We start from the raw sequence: 22,424 nt of genomic DNA on the forward strand, positions 1-22,424 counted from the left end.
CCGAATTGCCCAACTCCAAGGCGGTAATGAAGAAATATTTAAGGCGGTTAAAACCGCTCGTGTCGTGGCTGGTGAGCCATGTCGATAGCGTAGCGTGGCGTTAGCCATACTATTCCTCTCAGCTCTAAAGTGACTGAGTTTCCCACTTACCGCAAGGTCTTATGACTGAATCTTTTCAAAGAAATTTTCCATTGACAAAGACCCCTGTAAACAGACCTAAAACTGACATAGAGGCTACAAGTGAAAATTTAGCTCTAACCATTGCTGAAGCGGCTTTAGGACGCAAAGCTGGAGAAATTATTTTGCTAAACGTGGCAAATATTTCTTACCTGTCTGATTACTTTGTGATGATGACTGGTTATTCTAAGGTACAAGTCAGAGCGATCGCTGACGCAATCGAAGGACAAGTGGAAATTGAATGGCAACGACGACCCCTACGAACAGAAGGGAAAGTTGATGGAACTTGGGTTCTACAAGATTATGGTGATGTTATCGTCCATATCATGATGCCAAGAGAACGAGAGTTTTATAATTTAGAAGCGTTCTGGGGACACGCCGAACGTATTGTCATACCAAACTCCGATAATGTTGGGGGTTAACCAAGATGATGCGATCCTCCCTTGAGAATTGCCCAGTTCCGACAGAACAACAACCGCTCAATGAATATGAAGAATTAAAAAACTCTTGGCTATTTTGGGATAGTACCTTAAGCTGGGGCAACTACACCAAGAAAATTTTTTGGATTTGGGCTTGGTCTTGGCTAGTAGCAGGACCTGTAGCCGCAGCCAGCTTTTCCCCCCAAAAGCAGATTTTTAATTTTCTCATTTGCGGATCTGCTGCTGCTAGTGTAAGTGTAGTTCTGGTATTGGTGCGGTTATATTTAGGTTGGTTCTATGTGCGCGATCGCCTTAATAGTCCCACTGTATTCTATGAAGAATCAGGATGGTACGATGGACAAACTTGGACAAAACCCCAAGAAGTCCTGACCCGCGATCGCCTAATTGTTACCTACGAAATTAAACCCATTATCCAACGCCTGCAAATTACCTTTGCTGCTTTGGCTCTCATGTATCTCATTGGTACGATACTTTGGCATTTTTTATAAATAGTCATTGGTAAAATAATTGACAATTGACAATTGACAATTGACAATTGACAATTGACAACCAACAACTAACAACTGACAACTGACATTCACAAACAAAATAGATATAAACCCATGACAATGGGAAAAAGAACTCAAGCCGCAGCACTGGAAGTCCGGTTACTGCGTGAAGGTATTATCGAATCTCGGCATATAGTCCAGGCTGTTGTTAGCGATGACCGGGGACGGGTGCTTTCTGTGGCTGGTAACGCCGAAACTGCTGCATTTGTCCGTTCAGCCCTCAAACCCTTTCAAGCACTGGCTGTCACTAGCACAGGCACATTAGAACGCTATGGATTGAGCGATCGAGACTTAGCCATTATTACCAGTTCCCACAAAGCCAGTATAGAACAGGTAAGACAGGTATTTAACATCCTGTGGCGAGCAGATATTGACATAAATGCCCTCCATTGCCCAATTCCTGAAGGTAAACGTAGTCCTCTCGAATATAACTGCTCTGGTAAACACGCGGGAATGTTAGCTGTTTGTCAGCAACGCCATTGGCCATTAACTAACTATTTGGATCGTAAACACCCAGTCCAACAGTTAATTATCACCAAAGTAGCAGAATTACTACGAATGCCAGCAGAAGAGTTTCTCACCGCCCATGATGACTGTGGGGCACCTACATATTTAATGCAACTCAGTCAAATGGCCTCTTTATATGCTGTCCTGGCTTCTAGCAATAGCGTGGATATGGAACGCATTGTCCGCGCCATGAACCATCATCCGACAATGGTCGCCGGAAACGGAGAATTCGACACAGAATTGATGCGCCTAACTCCTAGCGAATTAGTGAGTAAATCCGGAGCGGAAGGAGTACAGTGCATTAGCCGACTTGGTGAAGGTATGGGATTAGCAATTAAAGTCATGGATGGCTCAAAACGCGCTAAATATGCCGTAGCTATTCACATCCTCCAACAAATGGGCTGGATTAGCCCTAGCATTGCCCAAAGCCTATCCGAGAAATTTATGAACCTGGGGAAATACAAGCGTTTGGAAGTAATTGGAGAATTATCGCTTTTGTAGTTGACAAACTTTTGACTTCGCGCTATATTAAAGAAGTCGAGAGACAAGCGACGAAAGCGACGCGGGATAGAGCAGCCTGGTAGCTCGTCGGGCTCATAACCCGAAGGTCAGTGGTTCAAATCCACTTCCCGCCACCAAATAAAAATAATGAATCCCTGTAATCTGAGAAGGTTGCAGGGATTTGTTTTTTAGGTCTGGAATGAAGGGTTGGACGTTGCTGATTTTAGCGATGAAAATAATTTTGCATACGTTCAAGACCTTAGTAGAGACGTTCCATGGAACGTCTCTACTACCTCCAAAAATCATCTGCCAATTTAGCAACGTCGGGTTGTTGGTAATTGATAATTGACAGGTAACAGGTATAGTTACTTAGGCAATACTCAATTTAGCAGAGATAATAATATCGTTGTAATCTTTATCTCCACCATTAGGTAAATCTTCAAAGCCAAATATATTATCTCCTAACATCCGAATATGATCAGCCTTATCTGAATTAATTCCTAGATAGGGAAAATAGACCTTAGGATCATTATTAGTGTTGCTATCAGTTAGTTGAGATAACGTACCATTAACGATAATCATAGGGGCTAAAATTGATCCAGCCGCAATCATCGCACTAATTTGGGAAATCCCTTGATTCCCAACAGCTAATTTAACTATCTCTCCAGTTTGAGCATCTTTTATCAAACTATTAAGTGCTGCTTGTAAATAAGCTGCTGAACTACTTGCATTAGTTTGTAAATCACCAATTTGCCCTTGAGCATTATCTACTCTATAGAAATAGACTTCATTATTAAATGCTGCTTCTCGATAAACAGAAAAATCAGCCTTTACTAATCCTACTTGAGTTCTTAAATCAATAACTTCTCCCTCAAATTGACTTTGTAATGCAGTTCCCAAGGTTAACTGTTCAGTTGTTGATTTAATTTCGACAACTAAATCTTTAAAATCTGCATTTCTCCCAGAACCATCTTTCCAAGCAAGATTAAAACCATCATCTCCTAAATTGGTAATTGTCTGAGTAGAAACATCTGCAAATAGGATATTGATATTTGTGCTAGTGCTAGTTCTGAAAACATCAGTAGTATTATTCTGCACCAAATAGAACTTTACGTGCTGACTAGAATTAAATTCTAGTAACCTAGAAATATTGCTAATGTTGAAACCATTAGGACGATTGCTAATAGCAGAAAGGATGACTTGTCCTTGAACTTTAATTCTGGCAAAAGCTGCCTCATCATAACCAGCTTGCCCTGGATAAATCCCGTCTATTTTTCCTTCCGCATTATCAACAATAAATACACCAAATTCATTGACAAAATTAGCATTAGATTCTTTTAACGTAACCTTTAACCTAATCTTATTTTCCTCACCTCTAATAGTAAAGATATTGTTCGTATTAGCGATAAGAGAATCTTCACGTTTCAGATCATAGGGTAATTCAATAATCCCCAATCTCGAAGGAATATTTGTGCCACCAACATTAAAATCATTGTCATTAATGATAGCAAAAGTATTACGAGCTACTAGAGCTAAACCTTCTAACTTTTCAACTCCGGTATAACCCAAATCAGCCGCATTAGCAAGAATCCTCTTTTTAACAGGAGTAATCTTAGCATCTGCTAAATCATCCACAGATAACTGTTCAATAGTTTTATCTGCGGGTATGCTGGTTAAATTAGCAGGATTATCGATATTAGTTGCTTGAGCTAAATCAATCTCATAGATGAGTTTATTAGCAGTTTGATCACTACGATCATCTCGTTCAACAACTGCAAATTTTCCATTACCTAAAGATACAGCATCACCAATTTTATCAGTTCTTGCACTACCACTACCAGTAATATCATCGAGAAGATATAGATATTCGGCTGTAACTTGGTTAGTGACAATATCAAATTCTAAAATGCGTAAATTTCGAGATTTTTTTGATTCTGTATCTACAGCATCATCAGGATTATCAATGGGACTTTGAATGAAAGCATAGAGTTTATTACCTTCTAAAGCTACAGCTTCAAAACCACGATTGTTGCGACGTTGAGCATAAACTTCTGGAAATATTTCTGTACCAAAAGTTCCTACTGTTTGATTTGCGGCTGTTGCAGTTCCAAGGGGAATAAATCGGTTGAGTAATTTACCATTGACATCGAATTGATAAATTGCTGGACGGTATTCATCTACCATCCAATAATCACCATTAGGTGCAACTACAATCCCTTCTAAATCTGCACCAAAAGGATCATTATGTAATATGTTACCAGCTAAATCAACACCTAATTCATCAGTATAAGCCGTGCCACCAGCACCAGCTTGTAAATTAGGAAGCCCTGTTAAAGGAGTAGTACCATCTGGGCGAAATAAACCTGTTCTTTGAGTAATTGTAATTTGATTGGTGCTGCGATTCAATTCAAAACTAACTATTTCTGGCTGAAAATTGGGTAATAAAAATGGTCTATTTTGTCCCGTGGCTTCACCATTGGGACCTCTATCTGTATGGGTAACAAATTTTAAATTACCATTAGCAGCAATTCCCTGAAAATATAAGCCAGAAAAACCACCTAAAAAAATATCTTCATTGTTGCTGGTTGTTCCTAATTTGGGTAAATCTGTAAAGTCGTAATTAGTAAGTTTGACTTGTCCTATTTCATAAAAACTCACAGTATTACTAACTTCATTAGCTACTGCTAATAAAGGTTTACCATTGGGGCTATCTTGCGCCGAAATGAATTTTAAACCTTCAGGACTAATATCACCTTCTGTGCGAATATATTGGACAAACTTAGGGTTAGTGGGGTTACTAAGGTCATAAACCATTACACCACCACCGGCTCTTTCTAAGCCGATAAATCCATAGGTTTTACCATCAACTATGCCAATAATGACGCTTTCTGGTTCTGGTCCTTTATTATCAGAACGAGTATCAAAGTCATTCGGACTGCCGTTGTTAGCATTGAATAATCCAGGAGTTCTTTGTTTGGTGATTTGTTCAAGTTGATCACCGCTATCAAATACTAATTCACCTTGATCATCCCAAATAGAAAACGAACGTGCGCCAAGAGTGTATAATTTTTCAAATTTACCATCTGCGTTTTTACCAAGAGTATTAGTGATAGTTAAACGACCAAGATTTTCGTCGTTTTTTAGTTCTGCAATGGTGTTACTGGAAAATACGTCTGGGTCAAGTATTACCGAATCACTGTTAATCCGAACTTCTTCCTGAAAAGCAGTATAATCACGTGCATCTCCTTCATTTGCAGTGATATAATAGGTTTTGCCATCAATTTCAAAAGAGCTAATCCCATCCGGTTGATACATTCCGAAGACTGGCCAATTTTGAATATTGATTTTATCATCTCTATCACTAGCATCAAAACCATTTCCTGGTAAGCTATGATCTTTAAAACCAAGGGGAACGATTTTAGTAATGGTAGCAGTGGCAATATCTAAAACGGCAAAAGCGTTATTTTCTTGGAGGACAATAAATGCAGTTTTCCCATCTGGAGAAACTGCTATATATTCTGGTTCAAAATCTTGTGCAGCAGAAGCATTGGGTCCATAAATTCTAATTCCTTCTGCTTTTAAGTCTGCTTCTTGACCGTTAAAAGCATGGAAATTAGCAGTGCTAACTTTACTCTGATCTAAAGCAGCAATATTTCCAGAAACATCAATAATGCTAACAGAACCTTCTGGATCAATGCTATAATCTGCGTTAGGTTCTCCTTCGTTGGCAACGAGTAGTTTGCTACCATCAGGAGTGAAAGTGAGCATATCAGGTAAAGCACCTACTTCTACTTCTGAAAGTTTAGTAAGTGTGGCTGCATCATAGAACGCAACTTTACCATTGTTGGTGTTAGTTTCAGCGGAAATAGCGATCGCAATAATACTATTTGCAGTTCCTATTCCTTTTCTAACAGCAACGCTTTGTACTCCTGCACCAATGCTAGAAAGATCAATATTTGTGAATTTTGTAGGGTTAGAAGGATCAGCAACATCTATAACTTGAATAACTGGTTTACCTGCGGCTTCTCCTGTGACAAATAAACGTTTTGATTTGGGATCAAAATCAGAAATTTCTGCACCATCGAGTTGAATAGTGCCACTAAGATGAAGTTGTAGTGTAGTTGTCATTGTTATATTTTTAGGTTGATGTTGTTGCTAAAAAATGGTGTTTATTTGATATAAACACCATGGTGTGATATGGATAAAAATGCCTTCTATCATCTAGAAAGTATCTAAATTAAGTTAAGATATAAATAAGGGATCGTTAAGGATTAATTAAAAATAGGTGAAAATCAGCTTGACTTAGCTGGTACTTATCTATATTTTGACACTCAAACCATATGTTTGTGCGTATTATTTCTTAGCCTTGTTCACAAATAAAATATTAGTCCTCTAGAATGATCAGCTTACTATTCACACTGAGAACGGGGAGATAAAAATACAGAATTGAGGTGAAATTCGGCTAAATATGTTTCTAAAATTTGAAATTGGCAAAGATTCAAACTATAATAAATCCATCGTCCTTCCTGACGGCTATTAACTAAATTGGCTTCTTTGAGAGTCTTGAGATGGAAAGAAAGTTTTGACTGACTTACTTCTAAAGCATCACATAAATCACATACACAAAGTTCACGCTGACGCAGAAGTTCTATAACGCTGATTCTAATAGGATCTGATAGGGCATGAAAACCTTCTGTAATTAAGCGAAGAGTTGTGTTTGTAGGAGTAATCATTAATTTATAAAAATATTCAACAGAAGAATTATCCAAATTTTATTATAGCTTTTTTGTTTGAATCGAGATTTATAAGATAGAAAACGCAGATAAACACAGATTATTTTTGTCTAATAGCGTAGTGTACCGTAGACATATCAGGATGTCTATGATTTTTTGATTGATTTACAATCTATTTATTTCACTAGCTAATTGTGCGTTGTTTGTAAGTTTAATTTGGGAATATATAAGAAATAGCGATCGCAAAGTCAAAGTGGCTAGAGGGCGATCGCTAAATATTAAAAATCTGGAAAAGCTATCATTAACAGAAATTAAGCATTTACTACTAGCTGCTTATTCTTTTGTTTATTTCTAGTAGAGAATATACCCATTGCAGCTAAAGCAATCATTCCTATTAAAGTAGAAGGTTCAGGAACATCTTGTGGTTCTTCTGGGGGTTCAGAAATATTTGCTACCATTGCTACTCCATCGTTAAAACACTCTTGGAATATCCAAGCTAAAATATCTCCTGAAGGTATTAAAGAACGCTCAATACTAAATCCAAAAGTTTGAGAACCAAAAGCACCAAAATGTCCGAAATTTATCCCACTTAAATCAGCAGGAAGAATATTACCAATCCATTGTCCTGCTGCAATTACACTATTAGTTGTATTACCAAAAGGTGATTGATGTTGAGCTAAATCTCCCAGATTAGGATTTCCACCTTTACTAGCTACAAAATTAGTGTAGGAACTATTAGTAGGCCAACCGTCATTAGCAACAGCTACACTTTTTGTAGCAGCGACTTGATATAATCCTAAACTAGCAGCAGAATCATTAGCATCAGTAAAATTAACTCCTAATAATCCCGAAGCAGTCTGAATAAATAAATCACCCCAACCGATATGACTATATCCACTAGCAACAGGAACTATTGCACCATCTCTCGCTAAATTTGAATTAATAGCGAAGGTGACTTTGTTACCCTGAACATCATCCTTCATTGCTAGACCATAAATTTCAAATGTCCCTCCACCAACGCTAGTAGGACTACCAGAATATGTCCTATATGTAGAGTCATTGAAAGAATCAATTGCGTAATTCCAACCATTGTGTAAAGTTGATGCTTGTGCTTCTTTGGCAATTCCTATTATTGTGACTAAAGAAAGAGTTACTGTTGTGAGTTTGACTAGATTTTTCATGTGTATTACCTTAATTTTGGAAATGAGGATGAGAGGAAATCTAAAATATCAAGCTGTATTGTCAAGAGTATAAAATCCACCATGTACCCAAGTCACTAGTTAATTGTGCGTTGTTTGTTCGTTTCATGGTATAATATGTAATGTTTATGAAAGATAAAATAATGGCGATCGCACTTTTATTTTCAGTATAGCCATTCCTATTCAAGGGAGGTACAAGCAGTAATAATTAAACGCAGATGGACGCAGATGGACGCGGATAATTTGCTATGTATCTAAATGAGATATAATGAAAATAAAAATTGCGGACCAAGGAGAATTACATTATGAATACCCAATTAGTTGAATCTATCACTCAAATCATTCTCTCTTTATCTCCAGAAGAAAGACAACTTTTAGAAAGCAAAATTAATACTGTTAAATCATCTTCCCTATTAGCAAATTCAATACAACAAGATATTTTAGATTTAGAACAACGGTTAAAGAATTTTGAGACAAAATATCAAATGTCTTCTAGTGACTTCTATAAAGAGTTTAAAGCAGGTAAGTTAGGAGATGAAATAGATTTATTTGAATGGAGTGTATTTTATGAAATGTGGACAAATGCTCAAAATAATATTTAAATTTAATCTCTATTTAAATAATGGAAATACAAGATTATATTAATACAGTAAAAATTAAATTAGCCACTAGCTGCATCATTATTAAAATCGCCATTGTGGAAGAGAAAATTTTATTAGATCGTGGCTATTTTCGTGCTAGATTAACTTTAGTTAATAATGATTTCTTAGCCTTAATAACGGTGCGTTAGGATGAAATCCATAACGCACCCTACAATACTTATTTTTTTCATAAATCAAATATGATTCCTATATAAGTATCATAACAGAATTAATTACATATTCGTTACTTACAAATTCTTTGCTAATTCCACAATAGAGATGAACCTGTTCCCAACGATACAGTTGATGAGATCCTAGTATGAGTAAGTTAATTGTGATTTCTGATTTATAAAGCCTTACTTAGTAGGTTTCCAAACATAGTTTCCAGACTTATCAATATAACCATATTCAGAGTTTTTATTACCTATTCGTGCGAGTCCATTTGAAAAAGGTTCTTCTGGATATTCATCAATAAGATTAATTACTGTATTTCCATTCTTATCTATAAACTTCCACTTATCATTAAGACGCACCGCAGCTAGACCTTCTGAAAATTTTTGTACTCTTTCAAATGTTGGGTTAATAACTATGTTTCCGCTTTTACCAATAAATCCCCATTTGTTATTAACTTCGACTTCTGCAAGTCCTTCTGAAAATTGACCTACTAAATCAAACTGAGGTTCAATAACTATCTTTCCTGTTGTATCAATAAAACCCCATTTCCTGTTATTTTTATTCATGACTGATGCTAAATCTTCTGAAAAAAGAGAAACTAACGTGATATCGGTAGAACTGAGATCAATAACTAACTTACCTGTTTTATCAATGAAACCGAAGGTGCTACTCTCATCATCATTTGTTCTAAATTTGAAGAATATAAGTGAAAGTCCTTCCGAAAATTTTGTTGCACCAGCAAATTGGGCGGGAATAATAATCTTCCCTGACTTATCAATAAAACCTACCTTTTGATCAATACGATCCAACTTATCTTGATCTTTCATCTGATATAGAGTAAGCCCCTCAGAAAAATTTAGAGGTTGAGAGTCAAAACTAGAAGGGTTATAAAGTTTAAAACCGAGCTTCTCAAAATCAATCACGGTATTTCCAGACTTATCAATATAGCTGTATTTATACTCTTGTTTCATGCTATTAATTACTTCACTAACTAATGCTAATTCTTCGGAGAAATCGTAGCAAGTATTATAAATAAAATTAATAACTGTTTTTCCAGTTTTATCAATATAACCACATTTATTATTAGAACTGGCAGCAGCAAGTCCATCTGCGGAGAAATTGCTGGTTATAGTTCCTCCAGTTCCAAATTTGGCATCAATCACCAATTTCCCTTGTGTATTGATATAACCAATTTTTCCAGAAATATAGACAGGAAAAAGAGGTGAACTATCAGAACTACAAGAAATCATTACAGGCAAGATATGACGGCTAGTAATATGAATGTTTGTAGTTTTTTCATTTGTTTGATAATAAACATATTAATTTTCCTTCTTGAATTGCTAAAATTGCTCTTACTTATTTAAGGTTTAGTTGAAATAACTCTTACTTCACCTATTTCTCCAGAATTAAACCGAGTGAACATCAAGTTTTTGAAACTATTAGCAAGGTTAATATCTGTGAAAGAAAATTTGAATCACTTAGTCAATATGAATTAAGGTATAAATACTTTAATTTTGTAAGGTTTATTTGATTGAGGAGGTAAGTTAAAAGATTCAGGTCCTTTAAACCCTTCATTTTCTGAGGCGACGAATTTTTTAGTGTAAGTAAACTCTATACCTTTATAAGTAGTGCTGAAAGAAATAATTCGAGGATCTGCTGCTCGATTCCAAATATTAATCCAATCCCTTGGTTTAGTTCTGAGTAGATATTCTTCAGGTTCAGGGTTAGGTCTAGTCCCACAACTCAGTTCAAGTGAAACACCAAAAATCTGACTTTTAGATCCTCTAGTAGCAAGTTGAGGTAAGCAAGCTAGAGTTACTTCAGAAACTTCTTGATATTTAAAAGAATGCTTACCAGTACCTAAAAAATAGCTAAAGTCGTCAATACCACCATTTCTTTTCCTAAGTTGAATTTTTTGTCCTGGTTTAAACTTTACTGTAGTCAAAACTTCGGGAATACTAGAACTCAGTCTATTGACACGAAAATATTCATAATATTCTCCAAAATCAGGGCGATCTTTTAACTCAATGGTTGGTTGAAAGCTTATATCACCTTCAAATGTAATTGTTCTTACTTGTTTGGTAGGATTTTTAAAAGTAACAACTATATTTCTATAATCAGGACGAGAGTCTTTATCTAAATCTGGTGGACATTCACTAGATATGAGAAGATCGTAGAATTGTTTTGTTTCACCACATTTTGTATTCAATTCAGTTGGGCTAGAATAGATACCCTCGATTAACACAATATCTCCAATTTCAGCATTTCCTACTTTGTTTTGAATAAATTCCTGAAATTTCTTGGCTGTATCAATGTCCTTGAACAAAGCAGTCTGGATTTTTTTAGAATTACCTGTAGATTGATTTTTGATAAATGCATCTGCACAAAACTCTTGTTTAATTTTTTTCAAATTATTTTCACTATAATCTAATAAGACGGGGTACATTTGAACAGGTGAGGAAGAAGTATTGTTTAATGGATCTCCACAAGAAGATTGTGGAAATGATAATTTCTCAAAAGGATTTATAGTAGGAACTTTTGGCGAGTTTTGAGATACTGGATTTGGCGAAGATGAATTTAAAGGTTTCGTTGTTGAAGAGCAACTAACGAAAGAAAAAGTTGAAAGGACAATCATTAAAAATTTAATATATTTCATATCTCCTATCCACTTGGTGGTAGCAATGAAGTTTATAAATGTGGAGTTTGATTTTTTGCAGTGAACTATAATAAACAAGATTAAACCCTGATATTCATTTCACTTTCGCTAAGAGTATAAAATATTTCATCTGTTCAAGTCACTAGCTAATTGTGCGTTGTTTGTACGTTGTATTGTATAGTTGTTGACTAATCGTGTATCATTCTCTCAGTGCAATCCAGTGTGTGAGATGGCGAGAAATAAACCAAAACTTTATCGGTTAACCACGATAGGACACAAGTTAGTTCAGGAAGCATTAAAGAGCTTTGAATCAATTAGTAGTTTTGCAATTGAAAAAAATCAACATCGTCAAACCTTTACTAAATTTCATGCTGGTGATGGTGTGATTAGAAGCACCGCTGAAACTTACTGTGATGTGTTAGATATTCCCAACTGGCGGGAAAATTGGGAGAATATTTTTGAGCTTGTACCTGAAAAAATCACAAATTGGCCTGTTTATGATCATGGTTGGGTAGGCCGAAAAAATCTTGTTAGTTCTTTAACAAAAAAGTTCAAGGAAGTTGCCGTTTATTAGTATTATTAGGAATTACAGGAATTGGTAAAACAGCCCTATCTGAACGCATTGCAGACGATATTCAATGCAGATTTAATAAGATTTTAAGAGTAAATTTTGATAGTGATGATAGTCCTAAAAACTTTGTAAATATTGCGGTTAGATGGTTAGAAGAATTAGGAATTTTAATTACAGATAACCAAACAGAAAACATCCTCAAAGAATTGATAAACCATTTCCGAGAAGAACGTATTTTAATTCTAATTGATTCTTTAGAAGCACTATTAACAGCAAGTGATGATGGTTGGGGAGATTTTGAAGATGAATGGTGGACTAGGTTTTTTGAGAGGTTTTTAACTATAGAATCTTCTGCAAGTAGATTAATTGTTACTTCTCAAGATTTACCCAGTAAAATCGAAACTTTAGCTTCTCGTTATCCTAATTCTTATCATCGAGAAATCTTGGATGGTTTACTAGAAGATGAACAAATTGATTTGTTTACTAAAGCTGGCTTAGATGTGAGTTCGGATTCAGAAGATAGGCAAATTTTAATCAGAATTGGCAAAATATATAAAGGACATCCTCTAACTTTGCGTGTCATTAGTGGTGAAATTGTCGAGTCTTTTGGTAGTAATGCTCGTGCTTTTTGGCAAAATGTTGGTGATGAAATTGAGTTAGTAGAACAGCATTTATTAGCAGCAGAATCAGGGATAAAATTAGAAGGTGTAGATGATGATTGGAAGTTACATAAATTAACGCGAAAAATCCGCGCTGAGGTTTATCGGCGGAGAGTAGACGCAGTTTTTCAGAGATTGAAAAATCAAAATGCTGATGCTTATTTATTGATTTGTGTAGCAGCAACATACCGTTGTCCTGTCCAAGATAGTGCTTGGTTACTACAACTAAATCGCTATATTAAACGGCTAAAAGATCAGATTTACAGTAAGGTACAACAACAGGAAGTTTTAGATGATTTATTGGCACGGTTTTTAGTGGAAACGTCTATTAATCATGAAAATAATCGTGTTTTAGGATTGCATAATTTAATTCGCAGTGTAGCTTTAGAACATCGTCAAACTTTATTTACATAGTTTATTTCATGTCAATTTTAACTAAAACTAAACAATTATATCAAGCTTTAGAAATTGATTTTGAGATTGTTTCTTTGAATCAACTTGATAATTATACTGCTATTGAATATTTCCTCACCTTGGAAGATGAACCACCAGAAAATGCGAACAATTTGCAAAAAATAAATCGCTATTTGCAAGTTTTCCATCATTTGTGTGAGGTTGCAGAATGGCAAAAAGCTGGACAGGTTTTATCATTTTGTCCTATTTCTAAAGCATTACATGAACAATTACGGATTTGGGGTTACTATCGAAAACAAATTGAATTATATCAAGCACTTTTAGGAAAGGTAAACTCTGATTATGATATGATTTGTTTGTATGGATTAGGTAGAGCTTTTTATAATCTTAGTGATTATGATCAGTCTTTAAATTACTATCAAGAATTACTAAAACTTGCTAGGTTAATAAATAATCGTCAAGCGGAAGGACTTGTTTTAGGTGGTTTTGGAGAGATCCAATATATTAAACAAAACTGTTCTCAAGGGATCGCCTATCTTCAACAACAATTAGATATTTCTCGTGAAATTGGGGATAGAGAACAAGAAGGTTATGCCCTAAATGGGTTAGGATACTTTTATTATTTTTGGGGACTAAATCAAGGTAAAGAAAATTATCAACAACAAGGATTAAATTATCTATTACAAGCACTAGATATAGTTAGGAATTTAGGGAACGAGGAAATAGAAAGTTTGTGTCTTAGCAATCTTAGTCAAATATATTTGAATCGTGGTCAATATGATCAAGTATTAATATATCTTCTGCCGCAGCTAGAGATTTGTAAAAGAAGTAATGATATATTTAGTAAATATTTCGTATTAGAGATTTTAGGGGAATGCTATGTGATGTTAAAACAACCTAATCAGGCTATCAAATATATGCAAGAAGCATTAATGGTTACAAGGGAGAGGGGTGATAAATTTCATGAAAGAATAATATTAAATGATTTAGGTGTACTCTATTGCTATAATTTGAAACGATATCAAGAGGCTTTATTCTATTTTGAAAAAGCATTAGAGATAATGCAAAAACTGAATCTTAAAGGTTATCCAGCTACAACTGCGGTGAATCTATCCGTTTGTTATTCTTACTTAAAAAATCAGCAACAATCAATTTTTTATCTCAATATGGCTCAGTCACTTGTAGCAAAATCTGATTCTTTAGAAGAGAAAGGACTAGTGATAATGGCCACAGCTAATTCCTATTGGCTACGTGATAAAATTTGGTATAAAGCCTGGGGAATATTTTTAGCAATAAAATCACTAATAATAATTCCACCTTGGCGCAGTGCAAATGGACGTTTGGCGATGGAATCTGCAATTAAGCAAATATTTGGTAGGTGATTTGTGGAAATATAACAGATGTATAATATGACTATGTGATTTCAACGAACATCCTGTAAATTTTAAAATACTATGTAATGGGTAATTTTTATATTGTATGGTATGGTGCGATCGCTATAGATATCACTTAATAAATTGAACTAGATTTATAGTAATGATTGTCAGAATCAGGATTTTCAGGATTTAAGGATTTACAGGATGTGATTGTTAAATGTTCCTTCAGTAAATTAGACTAGTACCGCAGGGCGGAATTAAAAATTAAAAATTAAAAATTAAAAAAGCAGATGATACAAGCTTTTTGAGAATTCTTAATGCTTGGTTGATTTACGCCGTTGTGTACTAGATTCTAGTCGGTTTTAACCGACTTTGGCTTTGAGACGAACAACAAAATTATGTATCTGCTCGTGAAATTGTCCAGAAATATTTGACATTGAGAATAGGTACAAATTAAGAAAACTTTATAGAATGTCGGGAGTTTTGAGGCGATCGCCATAATAAATAGGCAGAGGGAATAAAGTAAAGTGCAAGAATAGTTGCACCACCCACACCACCGGCAATCACCACAGCCAAAGGAGGCCAAAATCCACCTCCACCAAGAATCAGGGGGATAAAACCTGCCATAGTGGTAAATGTAGTTGTGAGAACATGGCGCGTAGTATGAATAACAGTTTCCACCATCGCTGATCTATCGCCTGTCTGTGCCAGAGTATCACTTTTAAGGGCAGTGAGAACAGTAATCGAATCATTCACGGCTACCCCAATCAATCCTACCGTGCCGATGATGGGATTAAAGCCAAAAGGATAGCCGAACAGCCAAACCGATAATCCGCCCAAACCGATGGATAAAATCGCCACCATGCCAATCAAACCCGCAAGGGCGAAAGAATTCATCGAAAGTACAAGAGTTACCACCAGGGCAATTCCTAGCACAATACCGTAACCGAGTAGTCCACCAGTGGCGCTATTACGTTCTGCTTCTTCACCACCAAATTCCAGACTATAGCCTTGAGGCAACGAGAAAGACTTTTGCAAACGTTGGCGAAAATCAACGAGAGCGTTAGCAGGTAACGTTCCGGCGGTGAGATAGCCCTGCACTGTGCTGACTCTACGACCGTTTTTGCGAGTGATGGCGGCATTTTTGGGGATTAAACTGAGTTTACCAACGGTTTCTAAGGGAATGTAGCCGTTACGATCGCTCGGTAGGAGATTCACCGATTGCAATTGGCTCAAGTTAGAGCGTCCGCCTCTGGCGGGGCGTAGCCCATCGCTATTACTCAGACGGACTCGCACAGGCACTTCTTCGCTATCTTCTAAAATCGTGCCACCGTTTACCCCTTCCGTGATGATTTGCAATTGTTGAGCAATTTCTCGACGGCTTAAATCCCGCGATCGCGCTTCTGGTTCGTCAATATCTAGGGACAGTTGGGGCAGCACATCATTGATGCGAGTACGAATGTGGGTAATAGTGGGAACTTCTGCCAAAATAGCCCGGAGTTGCTCACTTAATTGTTGGAGACGATCAACATCCGAGCCGTAAATTCGTAACTCAATTGGGGCTTCAAAAGGTGGACCCTGTTCAAATAGACGCACCAACGCACGAGCATTAGGAAAGGCGCTGTTAAATTCCGTTTGCAATTTGCGAATAAAGCCATCAGCCGCAATGCCATTAATCTGCACAATTGCCCCAGCAAAACTGCTTTCGTTCTCCCGATTAGTCAGTTGGTTATAATAGACTTTCGGCGCACTCTTGCCCAAAAACCAATACACTTTTTGAACCTCAGAATGACTGCGTAAGGTAGTTTCTACCTCTTGTGTCAACTGCTGAATTTGCCCTAAAGAACTAGCAGGAGGCAATTCTAACTCCACTATGAATTGTTCGCGGTCAGCAGCCGGAAAGAATTGTAAACTTAAAGTAGTCATGAGGGTAAACCCCATAACTGGTAAAATCAACGTTAGGGCGATCGCGCGTTTAGGATACTTCAAAGACCACTGCAAAGAACGACGATACCAGTCCGTGAGTCCAGAATGAGAAAATCCGGTTTGCCACCATCCTTGTTTGCTAATCGTGCCTTTAGAGGTGAACGAGCGACGATGATGCCACTGATAAATTTTCGCGGTGAGGGCTGGGGAAATCGTTAATGCTACCAACAGCGAAGCCAACACTGCCACAATTACATTTAAACCAATCGTCCCAACAAATTCACCAGTTGCACCGGGAAGTAAAGCAATAGGTGCAAAAGAAAATACAGTAGTTAATGTCCCCCCCAACAAAGGAGCGCGGAGATACTGCACGGTTTCTGCAATGGCGGTTTCTAAAGACATTCCCGCTTTTAGACGAATATTCATCTCATCCACGAGAATAATCGCATTATCAACCAGAATACCCAAAGCCACAATTAGCCCCGTTACCGACATTTGATGTAAGGGAATACCCAACAACCCCATAACAATGAGGGCGATCGCTACCGAAAGCGGCAGTGCCATTTGTACAGCTAATGCCTGTTGCCAGCCCATCATGATAATGCAAATCACGAACAGCATCAAAGCCCCAGACAGCAAATTACCGATGAGATTATTTAACCGCGCCGTTACATAACGACTCTGATCAAAGACAATCTCTAACTGTATCCCCTTGGGTAAATCAGCCCGAAAGCTATCGAGAACCTTCTGTGCGTCTACAGCCCAGCGATCCAGACGATATTGGGGCTGGACATAAACACCAACAGCGATCGCAGCTTTACCTGATGTAAATGCTAATTCTGTAGGCGGTGTAGCAATTCCTTTTTCAATAGTGGCGATGTCTGCTAAAAGGCGAAATTCCCGGTTAGATTCACAATTAGAACAGCGCACAGGTATTTGCTGCAAACGGTTCAGGGTATCCAATTCTCCCTGCACTTCATAGAGCAGAGTATTGTCACCGCGAAACTGTCCGGCGGAAGTTTTCGCATCGCTTTGTTGAATTTGCCCTGCTAATTCTGAGGCAGTAATTCCCAAACTAGCCAGAGTTTCTGTATTCACATTCACCGTAATTTCTTCTTGGGGTGCGCCAAAAATCTCCACTTCATCTGTACCAGAGAGCGATCGCAAAGCATTTTTTAACACCTCTGCCCGTCGCTGCAAAATGGCGTAATTTGGTGCATCAGACTGTTCCCAAGTCAGGGCTGCTAGGAGAGCATAGGCACGCACTTCTCCCTCATCTAATTTGGGTTCACTGGCTTCCCTGGGCAATTCCCCTTGCACCTCCCGCAACTTATCCCGCACTCTTGACCACACCAAGGGTACACGGTTTCTACTCACACTATCGAGTAAATCTACGGAAATGGTGGAAACCCCAGCGCGTGACGTGGACTCATAGCTTTTGACTTCTGGAATTTCAGCAATCTTGGCTTCAACGGGATCAGTAACCAGAGATTCCGTACGTTCAGCCGTTCCTCCTGGCAAAAAAGTAGTAACTAGAGCAAAACGAGAAGTCAGTTCAGGATCTTCCAGTCGGGGTAGAGATTGAAAAGTGACAGTTCCCCAAGCCACAATCAGGAAAATTGCCAACAATAGTAAGCGCAAATTGCGAAAAAATAGCTGTGCCATATCAGTTATCAGTCAATAGAGATCAGAGACTTCCAAATAAAAAAACACTTAACCACCTAACGCAAAAACCTCTCAAACCCTTATTCCTCTGTGTCCTCTGCGCCTCTGCGTGAGACATATTCTTAAATTGGCGTGATAACTGTTCACTGCTCACTGTCCACTAATTTCACAACTTGCCCAGAAACCAAGCGGTGAGTACCACTGTTGACAACTTCTTCCCCAGCAACAATTGTGCCACGCACTAAAACGCGATCGCCTTCGGTATACAAAACTTCCACATCCCGCCGTTCAATACGATAGGTGTCTCCTTCTGAGGCGATCGCAAAACAAGACCATAATCCCCTCTCTCCCTTAATTAAGGCGGTTACTGGCAACCAAAATCCTTCGGTAGATACCATTTGTTCGACTTGCAAACGGGCGATTTCTCCTGATGCTGGCATGGTTTGATTGGTAGTCATCAATTGCAAAACCACTGTCCGAGTCCGGGTTTGGGGGTTGATCTCTGGTTTATGAGCCAGAACTTGGGCAGTATCAATTTGATTCCCCCACTTGCACCTGTTGACGACTCCCCACTTTCAGGGTTTGTACAACTTGGGGCGGTACGCCAATTTCTACTTCAGGGGTGAGCTTTTCCACTAGGCGGACAATCGGCTGTCCTGCTTGCACCACAGTGCCTTCATCCAAATTCCGTTCCCCGATCACACCACGAAAGGGAGCGCGGAGGGTGCTTTTTTCAATATTGATTTCCACGTCGCTCATACTGGCTTGAAGTTGAGCTACCGTAGCGGCTTGGGCGGCGATTTGTTCTTTGCGTGTGCCGTTTTGCAATGCTTCTAATTCACTCTGAGCAGCGGCTAGGCGGTCGGCGAGGGCATCCCGATTAAATGCTACTTCATCCAACTGTTCACGGGAAATTGCTCCTTCTTGATACAGGGAACGGCGGCGATCGCGGCGAATATTTTCCAGCCGCAACCGATTTTCTAAATCCGCCACTTGAGAACGTGCAGCAGCAATGGTTTCTCTCCGTGGTCCATTCTGCAATTCTCTTAATTCTGCGACTGCACGCAATTTTTGTGCTGCTAATTGTGCTAATTGTGCTTTGAGGTTTTGCGTATCTAACTGGGCAATCACTGCGCCTTTTTCTACGGTTTGTCCACGATTAAAGATGATTTCAATGACTTTTCCCCCTCGTTCAAAGCCCAATTCGCTGCGGCGAGTGGCCACTACTTCACCCGTATAAAAGCGCGTCACTTGGTATGACTGTACAGGTTTGAGTTTGACGACTTGCACTGTTAAGGGGGCAGAAACAGCAACTTCTTGTTGAGCAGATAAGCGTTCATATACCCCGAAGGCGATCGCTACTATCATTCCACTCGCAATGAGCAGATTCCTAACTCCGATCTTTTTGGGATGCTTCAAAGCTGAGGCAGTCTCCTCCTCTCCCACCTGTACTATTTCCCAAGCTTGGGTTTCCATAAGCTGGCCACTCATTTTTGTGCTACGTTGACAAGAAAGAAGCGTTGCAATATTCAACTAATTGTTATAAAAATAGTTGTATATCACAAAGTTTATATACAACTAGTTGTCTATGTCAAGAAAGAATTATGAGTTTAGCCCATGCGATCGCCAGCATCTTGCTTCAGTCTCCTCGGACTGGTTATGATTTGAGCAAGGAATTTAATGAAAAAGTAAGTTGTTACTGGCAAGCCACCTCTCAGCAGATTTACCGAGAACTGGCACGAATGCAGGAAAAGGACTGGGTAGAAGTGGAAGTATTACCACAATCGGTTCGTCCCGACAAGAAAATCTATTCTCTCACCGATGCAGGTAGACAAGAACTAATTTCTTGGATTACAGAACCCTCGGAAGCAACTGCAATCCGTGAAGAATTACTAGTGAAAGTACGCAGTGGGTTTATCGTTTCTGAAGATATCCTCATCCGTGAAGTTGAACGACGCAAGCAATTCCATCAGCAGAAATTGGAGTCCTATCGCTCCCGCGAACTAGAATTTGGTGATCCAGATCATCTGTCTCGTCCGCAAAGACACATTTATCTCACCCTGCGGTGCGGGATTCGCTACGAAACTATGTGGATTGAATGGTGCGATGAAGCGATCGCCTCTTTACTAATGCAAAAAGAAGGTGACAGATAAAAAGAAGGCGTTCAGGAAGAATTAGAAGGAATCAATTGTTAATTATCACGCAGAAATAGCAACTTCGGGTTGATAGTAAATCCCTGCTTCTTTGAATCTTTGTAAAGCTTCACCCAAGCGATTATGGTTGAATTACAAAAATCTCCTCATTACGGTTTTTACGATAAATTTTAAAATCGCTATCTAAAGTCATAATTGCACTATTAGGTATTTGTTCAGACATTCTTACCAAACAAGCATCAGCAAAGGACATTGGTACAGATTCATAACGATTCATTAAATGTCTGATATTACTTGCTTCTCCTTGCAAATCGAAAGAGATCGTAATTACATTACCCTCAATCAATTCAACAATTCCCTGTTGAATATGAGGTAAATCACGAAAAAGAAAACAAGCTTCTGAAATCACAGCATCACAGGTGAATACAGGTAAATCAACCTGTCTCCATTGAGTTACAGCCCATTGATGAAAGCGATCAGATTTCCTGAAATAAGCAACTAAAACACCAGTATCGAGAATTATTTGCTGATTCATTTCTGCCCATATTCTTCCATATATTTTGTATTAAAGGAAAGATCATCTACCCCACCTTCAATAACACCTTCCCATTTTTTCAGGAGATCATGAGGAGAAGTTTTAGGATTGTTTGCAGTTGCTTTTTCAGGAGATTGATTAACTACGTCATAGTTTTCCTGAACTTCTTTATCTCTTAATTCAAATACCAGAAACTCAATAAAACGTAGAACTTGCTGCTGTTGATCCATAGGTAACTGCTGCATCGTAGTTACTACTTTTTCCAGAATTGTCATAACCTTAATTCTTTTGAGATTGTATATTCACCTTAATTATCACGCAGAAATAGCAACTTCAGGTTGATAGTAAATCCCTGCTTCTTTGAATCTTTGTAAAGCTTCAGCCAAGCGATCGCAATCTGCAATTAAACTAATTCTTACATAGCCTTCACCACCAATACCAAAGGCATTCCCAGGAGTCAGCACTACACCAGTTTGCTGTAAAACGTGCAATGCAAAATCGGTGGAATTCATCCCCAGAGGACATTTTATCCACAAATACATAGTTGCTTCGGTTTTGGGAATATTCCACCCTAATTTACCCAAACCATCAATTAAAAAATCTCGACGAGTGCGGTAACGTTGTTGCACTTCATGTAAATAAGAATCAGGAAGTTGTAAAGCGGTTTCTGCTGCTGTTTGCAAAGCGGAAAAAATGCCATAATCTAAATTGGTTTTGAGTGTCCGCAAACCTTGGATAACATGACGATTTCCGACAACAAACCCAACGCGCCAACCTGCCATATTATAAGTTTTAGAAAGAGTGTGAAATTCTACACCAATCTCCTTTGCACCAGGAATTTCTAATAAGCTTGTGGGTTGATAACCATCAAAAGCTAATTCTGCATAACATAAATCATGAACTAAAAGGATTTCATACTTCCGTGCAAAAGCGACAATTTCTTCAAAGAATTCGCGGGGGGCGGTGGCTGCGGTAGGATTACTAGGATAATTAAAATAGAGAATTTTGGCTTTTCTGGCCACTTCGTCAGGAATTGCAGCTAAATCAATTAACCAGTTATTTTCTTCTTTAAGAATTAAATTGTGAATAACTCCCCCAGCAATAATCGGTCCACGGAAATGGACAGGGTAGGATGGTGAAGGTACTAAAACAATATCACCAGGATTAATATAGGCGATCGCTAAATGTCCCAAACCTTCCTTAGAACCAAGTAAGGGTAAAGCCTCACTATCAGGATTAAGTGTTACACCATAACGGCGATGATACCATTGAGTAATAGCTTTGCGAAAATTAGCAGTTCCTTCAAATGGTGGATAACCGTGATTAGCGGGATTTTGCAAAGCTGCTATTGCGGCTTCTATTACTGGTTGGGGAGTGGGACCATCAGGATTTCCCATACCCAAATCAATTAAATCTAAGCCTTGTTCTCTAGCCTTAGCCTTTAATTCGTCCAAACGGGCAAATACATAAGGAGGCAATTTTTGTATCCGTTCTGCGGGACTAATCCAACTCAGACTCATTCTATAACCTCGAAATAAATAGGGAACAG

The 22,424-nt window shown here is 38.1% G+C and carries 20 protein-coding genes and 1 tRNA gene; 10 read left to right on the top strand and 11 right to left on the bottom strand.

Annotation, left to right across the window (positions count from 1 at the left end; genetic code table 11):
* Window positions 1-161 precede the first annotated feature (161 nt).
* From rsfS to FJR38_RS01930, 4 genes are all read left to right on the top strand, one after another.
* Window positions 162-599, top strand: a complete 438-nt coding sequence (gene rsfS / locus FJR38_RS01915) for a ribosome silencing factor (RefSeq protein ID WP_168494864.1) — start codon at window positions 162-164, stop codon at window positions 597-599.
* A gap of 5 nt (window positions 600-604) precedes the next feature.
* On the top strand, window positions 605-1,105 hold the full coding sequence (locus FJR38_RS01920) for a CGLD27 family protein (protein ID WP_168535090.1): 501 nt from the start codon (window positions 605-607) through the stop codon (window positions 1,103-1,105).
* A 114-nt stretch (window positions 1,106-1,219) separates the two neighbouring features.
* Complete coding sequence (locus FJR38_RS01925) at window positions 1,220-2,173, top strand: asparaginase (protein ID WP_168535092.1); 954 nt, start codon at window positions 1,220-1,222, stop codon at window positions 2,171-2,173.
* 60 nt (window positions 2,174-2,233) lie between these two features.
* Window positions 2,234-2,310, top strand: a tRNA-Met gene (locus tag FJR38_RS01930).
* 232 nt (window positions 2,311-2,542) lie between these two features.
* Here the strand turns inward: FJR38_RS01930 and FJR38_RS01935 are convergent.
* The 3 genes from FJR38_RS01935 to FJR38_RS01945 all read right to left on the bottom strand — a co-directional run bounded on the left by FJR38_RS01935 (window position 2,543) and on the right by FJR38_RS01945 (window position 8,087).
* Window positions 2,543-6,301: a choice-of-anchor I family protein gene (locus tag FJR38_RS01935; protein WP_168535094.1), complete on the bottom strand. Its 3,759-nt coding sequence runs from the start codon at window positions 6,299-6,301 to the stop codon at window positions 2,543-2,545.
* A 281-nt stretch (window positions 6,302-6,582) separates the two neighbouring features.
* A complete protein-coding gene (locus FJR38_RS01940; RefSeq protein ID WP_168535587.1) occupies window positions 6,583-6,906 on the bottom strand; it encodes a metalloregulator ArsR/SmtB family transcription factor in 324 nt (107 codons plus the stop codon).
* Window positions 6,907-7,217: 311 nt separating this feature from the next.
* Window positions 7,218-8,087, bottom strand: a complete 870-nt coding sequence (locus FJR38_RS01945; RefSeq protein WP_168535096.1) for an XDD3 family exosortase-dependent surface protein — start codon at window positions 8,085-8,087, stop codon at window positions 7,218-7,220.
* A 323-nt stretch (window positions 8,088-8,410) separates the two neighbouring features.
* Between FJR38_RS01945 and FJR38_RS01950 the strand changes: the two genes are divergently transcribed.
* Together FJR38_RS01950 and FJR38_RS01955 are read left to right on the top strand one after the other, a co-directional pair.
* Window positions 8,411-8,707, top strand: a complete 297-nt coding sequence (locus FJR38_RS01950; protein ID WP_168535098.1) for a hypothetical protein — start codon at window positions 8,411-8,413, stop codon at window positions 8,705-8,707.
* Window positions 8,708-8,727: 20 nt separating this feature from the next.
* Entirely contained in the window at window positions 8,728-8,895 is a 168-nt protein-coding gene (locus FJR38_RS01955; protein WP_168534715.1) for a hypothetical protein, read from the top strand.
* A 207-nt stretch (window positions 8,896-9,102) separates the two neighbouring features.
* Here the strand turns inward: FJR38_RS01955 and FJR38_RS01960 are convergent, their stop codons facing one another.
* Together FJR38_RS01960 and FJR38_RS01965 are read right to left on the bottom strand one after the other, a co-directional pair.
* Entirely contained in the window at window positions 9,103-10,170 is a 1,068-nt protein-coding gene (locus FJR38_RS01960) for a WG repeat-containing protein (RefSeq protein WP_254449339.1), read from the bottom strand.
* Window positions 10,171-10,412: 242 nt separating this feature from the next.
* A complete protein-coding gene (locus FJR38_RS01965) occupies window positions 10,413-11,576 on the bottom strand; it encodes a hypothetical protein (RefSeq protein ID WP_168535102.1) in 1,164 nt (387 codons plus the stop codon).
* Window positions 11,577-11,805: 229 nt separating this feature from the next.
* Between FJR38_RS01965 and FJR38_RS01970 the strand changes: the two genes are divergently transcribed.
* From FJR38_RS01970 to FJR38_RS01980, 3 genes are read left to right on the top strand one after another with little or no spacing between them, the layout of a single operon-like run.
* Complete coding sequence (locus tag FJR38_RS01970) at window positions 11,806-12,150, top strand: hypothetical protein (protein WP_168535104.1); 345 nt, start codon at window positions 11,806-11,808, stop codon at window positions 12,148-12,150.
* A gap of 11 nt (window positions 12,151-12,161) precedes the next feature.
* The gene (locus FJR38_RS01975; RefSeq protein ID WP_168535589.1) at window positions 12,162-13,220 is read left to right on the top strand and encodes an ATP-binding protein; all 1,059 of its coding nucleotides are present in this window, start codon (window positions 12,162-12,164) and stop codon (window positions 13,218-13,220) included.
* Window positions 13,221-13,228: 8 nt separating this feature from the next.
* The gene (locus FJR38_RS01980; protein ID WP_168535106.1) at window positions 13,229-14,602 is read left to right on the top strand and encodes a tetratricopeptide repeat protein; all 1,374 of its coding nucleotides are present in this window, start codon (window positions 13,229-13,231) and stop codon (window positions 14,600-14,602) included.
* A gap of 447 nt (window positions 14,603-15,049) precedes the next feature.
* On the opposite strand, the gene FJR38_RS01985 is transcribed toward FJR38_RS01980, so the two are convergent.
* The 3 genes from FJR38_RS01985 to FJR38_RS01990 all read right to left on the bottom strand — a co-directional run bounded on the left by FJR38_RS01985 (window position 15,050) and on the right by FJR38_RS01990 (window position 19,678).
* Window positions 15,050-18,187 (bottom strand): efflux RND transporter permease subunit, encoded by a 3,138-nt coding sequence (locus tag FJR38_RS01985; RefSeq protein WP_168535108.1) that lies wholly within the window; start codon window positions 18,185-18,187, stop codon window positions 15,050-15,052.
* A gap of 143 nt (window positions 18,188-18,330) precedes the next feature.
* Window positions 18,331-18,645: a hypothetical protein gene (locus FJR38_RS28005; protein ID WP_254449314.1), complete on the bottom strand. Its 315-nt coding sequence runs from the start codon at window positions 18,643-18,645 to the stop codon at window positions 18,331-18,333.
* 73 nt (window positions 18,646-18,718) lie between these two features.
* Complete coding sequence (locus FJR38_RS01990; RefSeq protein WP_254449315.1) at window positions 18,719-19,678, bottom strand: HlyD family secretion protein; 960 nt, start codon at window positions 19,676-19,678, stop codon at window positions 18,719-18,721.
* Between the two features lie 113 nt (window positions 19,679-19,791).
* Between FJR38_RS01990 and FJR38_RS01995 the strand changes: the two genes are divergently transcribed.
* Window positions 19,792-20,340 carry a PadR family transcriptional regulator gene (locus FJR38_RS01995; RefSeq protein ID WP_168494843.1) on the top strand — a complete coding sequence of 183 codons (549 nt, stop codon included), beginning with the start codon at window positions 19,792-19,794 and terminating at the stop codon, window positions 20,338-20,340.
* Between the two features lie 121 nt (window positions 20,341-20,461).
* Here FJR38_RS01995 and FJR38_RS02000 read toward each other — a convergent pair whose 3' ends face one another.
* Genes FJR38_RS02000 through FJR38_RS02010 form a run of 3 tightly spaced genes read right to left on the bottom strand, consistent with a single transcriptional unit; the run spans window position 20,462 to window position 22,395 of the window.
* Window positions 20,462-20,875, bottom strand: coding sequence for a type II toxin-antitoxin system VapC family toxin (locus FJR38_RS02000; RefSeq protein WP_168494841.1), 414 nt, complete (start codon window positions 20,873-20,875; stop codon window positions 20,462-20,464).
* Window positions 20,872-21,150 (bottom strand): hypothetical protein, encoded by a 279-nt coding sequence (locus tag FJR38_RS02005; RefSeq protein WP_168494839.1) that lies wholly within the window; start codon window positions 21,148-21,150, stop codon window positions 20,872-20,874. Before FJR38_RS02005 ends, FJR38_RS02000 begins: the two co-directional genes overlap by 4 nt.
* A gap of 39 nt (window positions 21,151-21,189) precedes the next feature.
* The gene (locus FJR38_RS02010) at window positions 21,190-22,395 is read right to left on the bottom strand and encodes an aspartate aminotransferase (protein WP_168494837.1); all 1,206 of its coding nucleotides are present in this window, start codon (window positions 22,393-22,395) and stop codon (window positions 21,190-21,192) included.
* Between the last annotated feature and the right edge of the window lie 29 nt (window positions 22,396-22,424).

It is taken from the genome of Anabaena sp. UHCC 0253 (assembly GCF_009712085.1).
In the GTDB taxonomy this organism is placed as follows: Bacteria; Cyanobacteriota; Cyanobacteriia; order Cyanobacteriales; family Nostocaceae; genus Dolichospermum.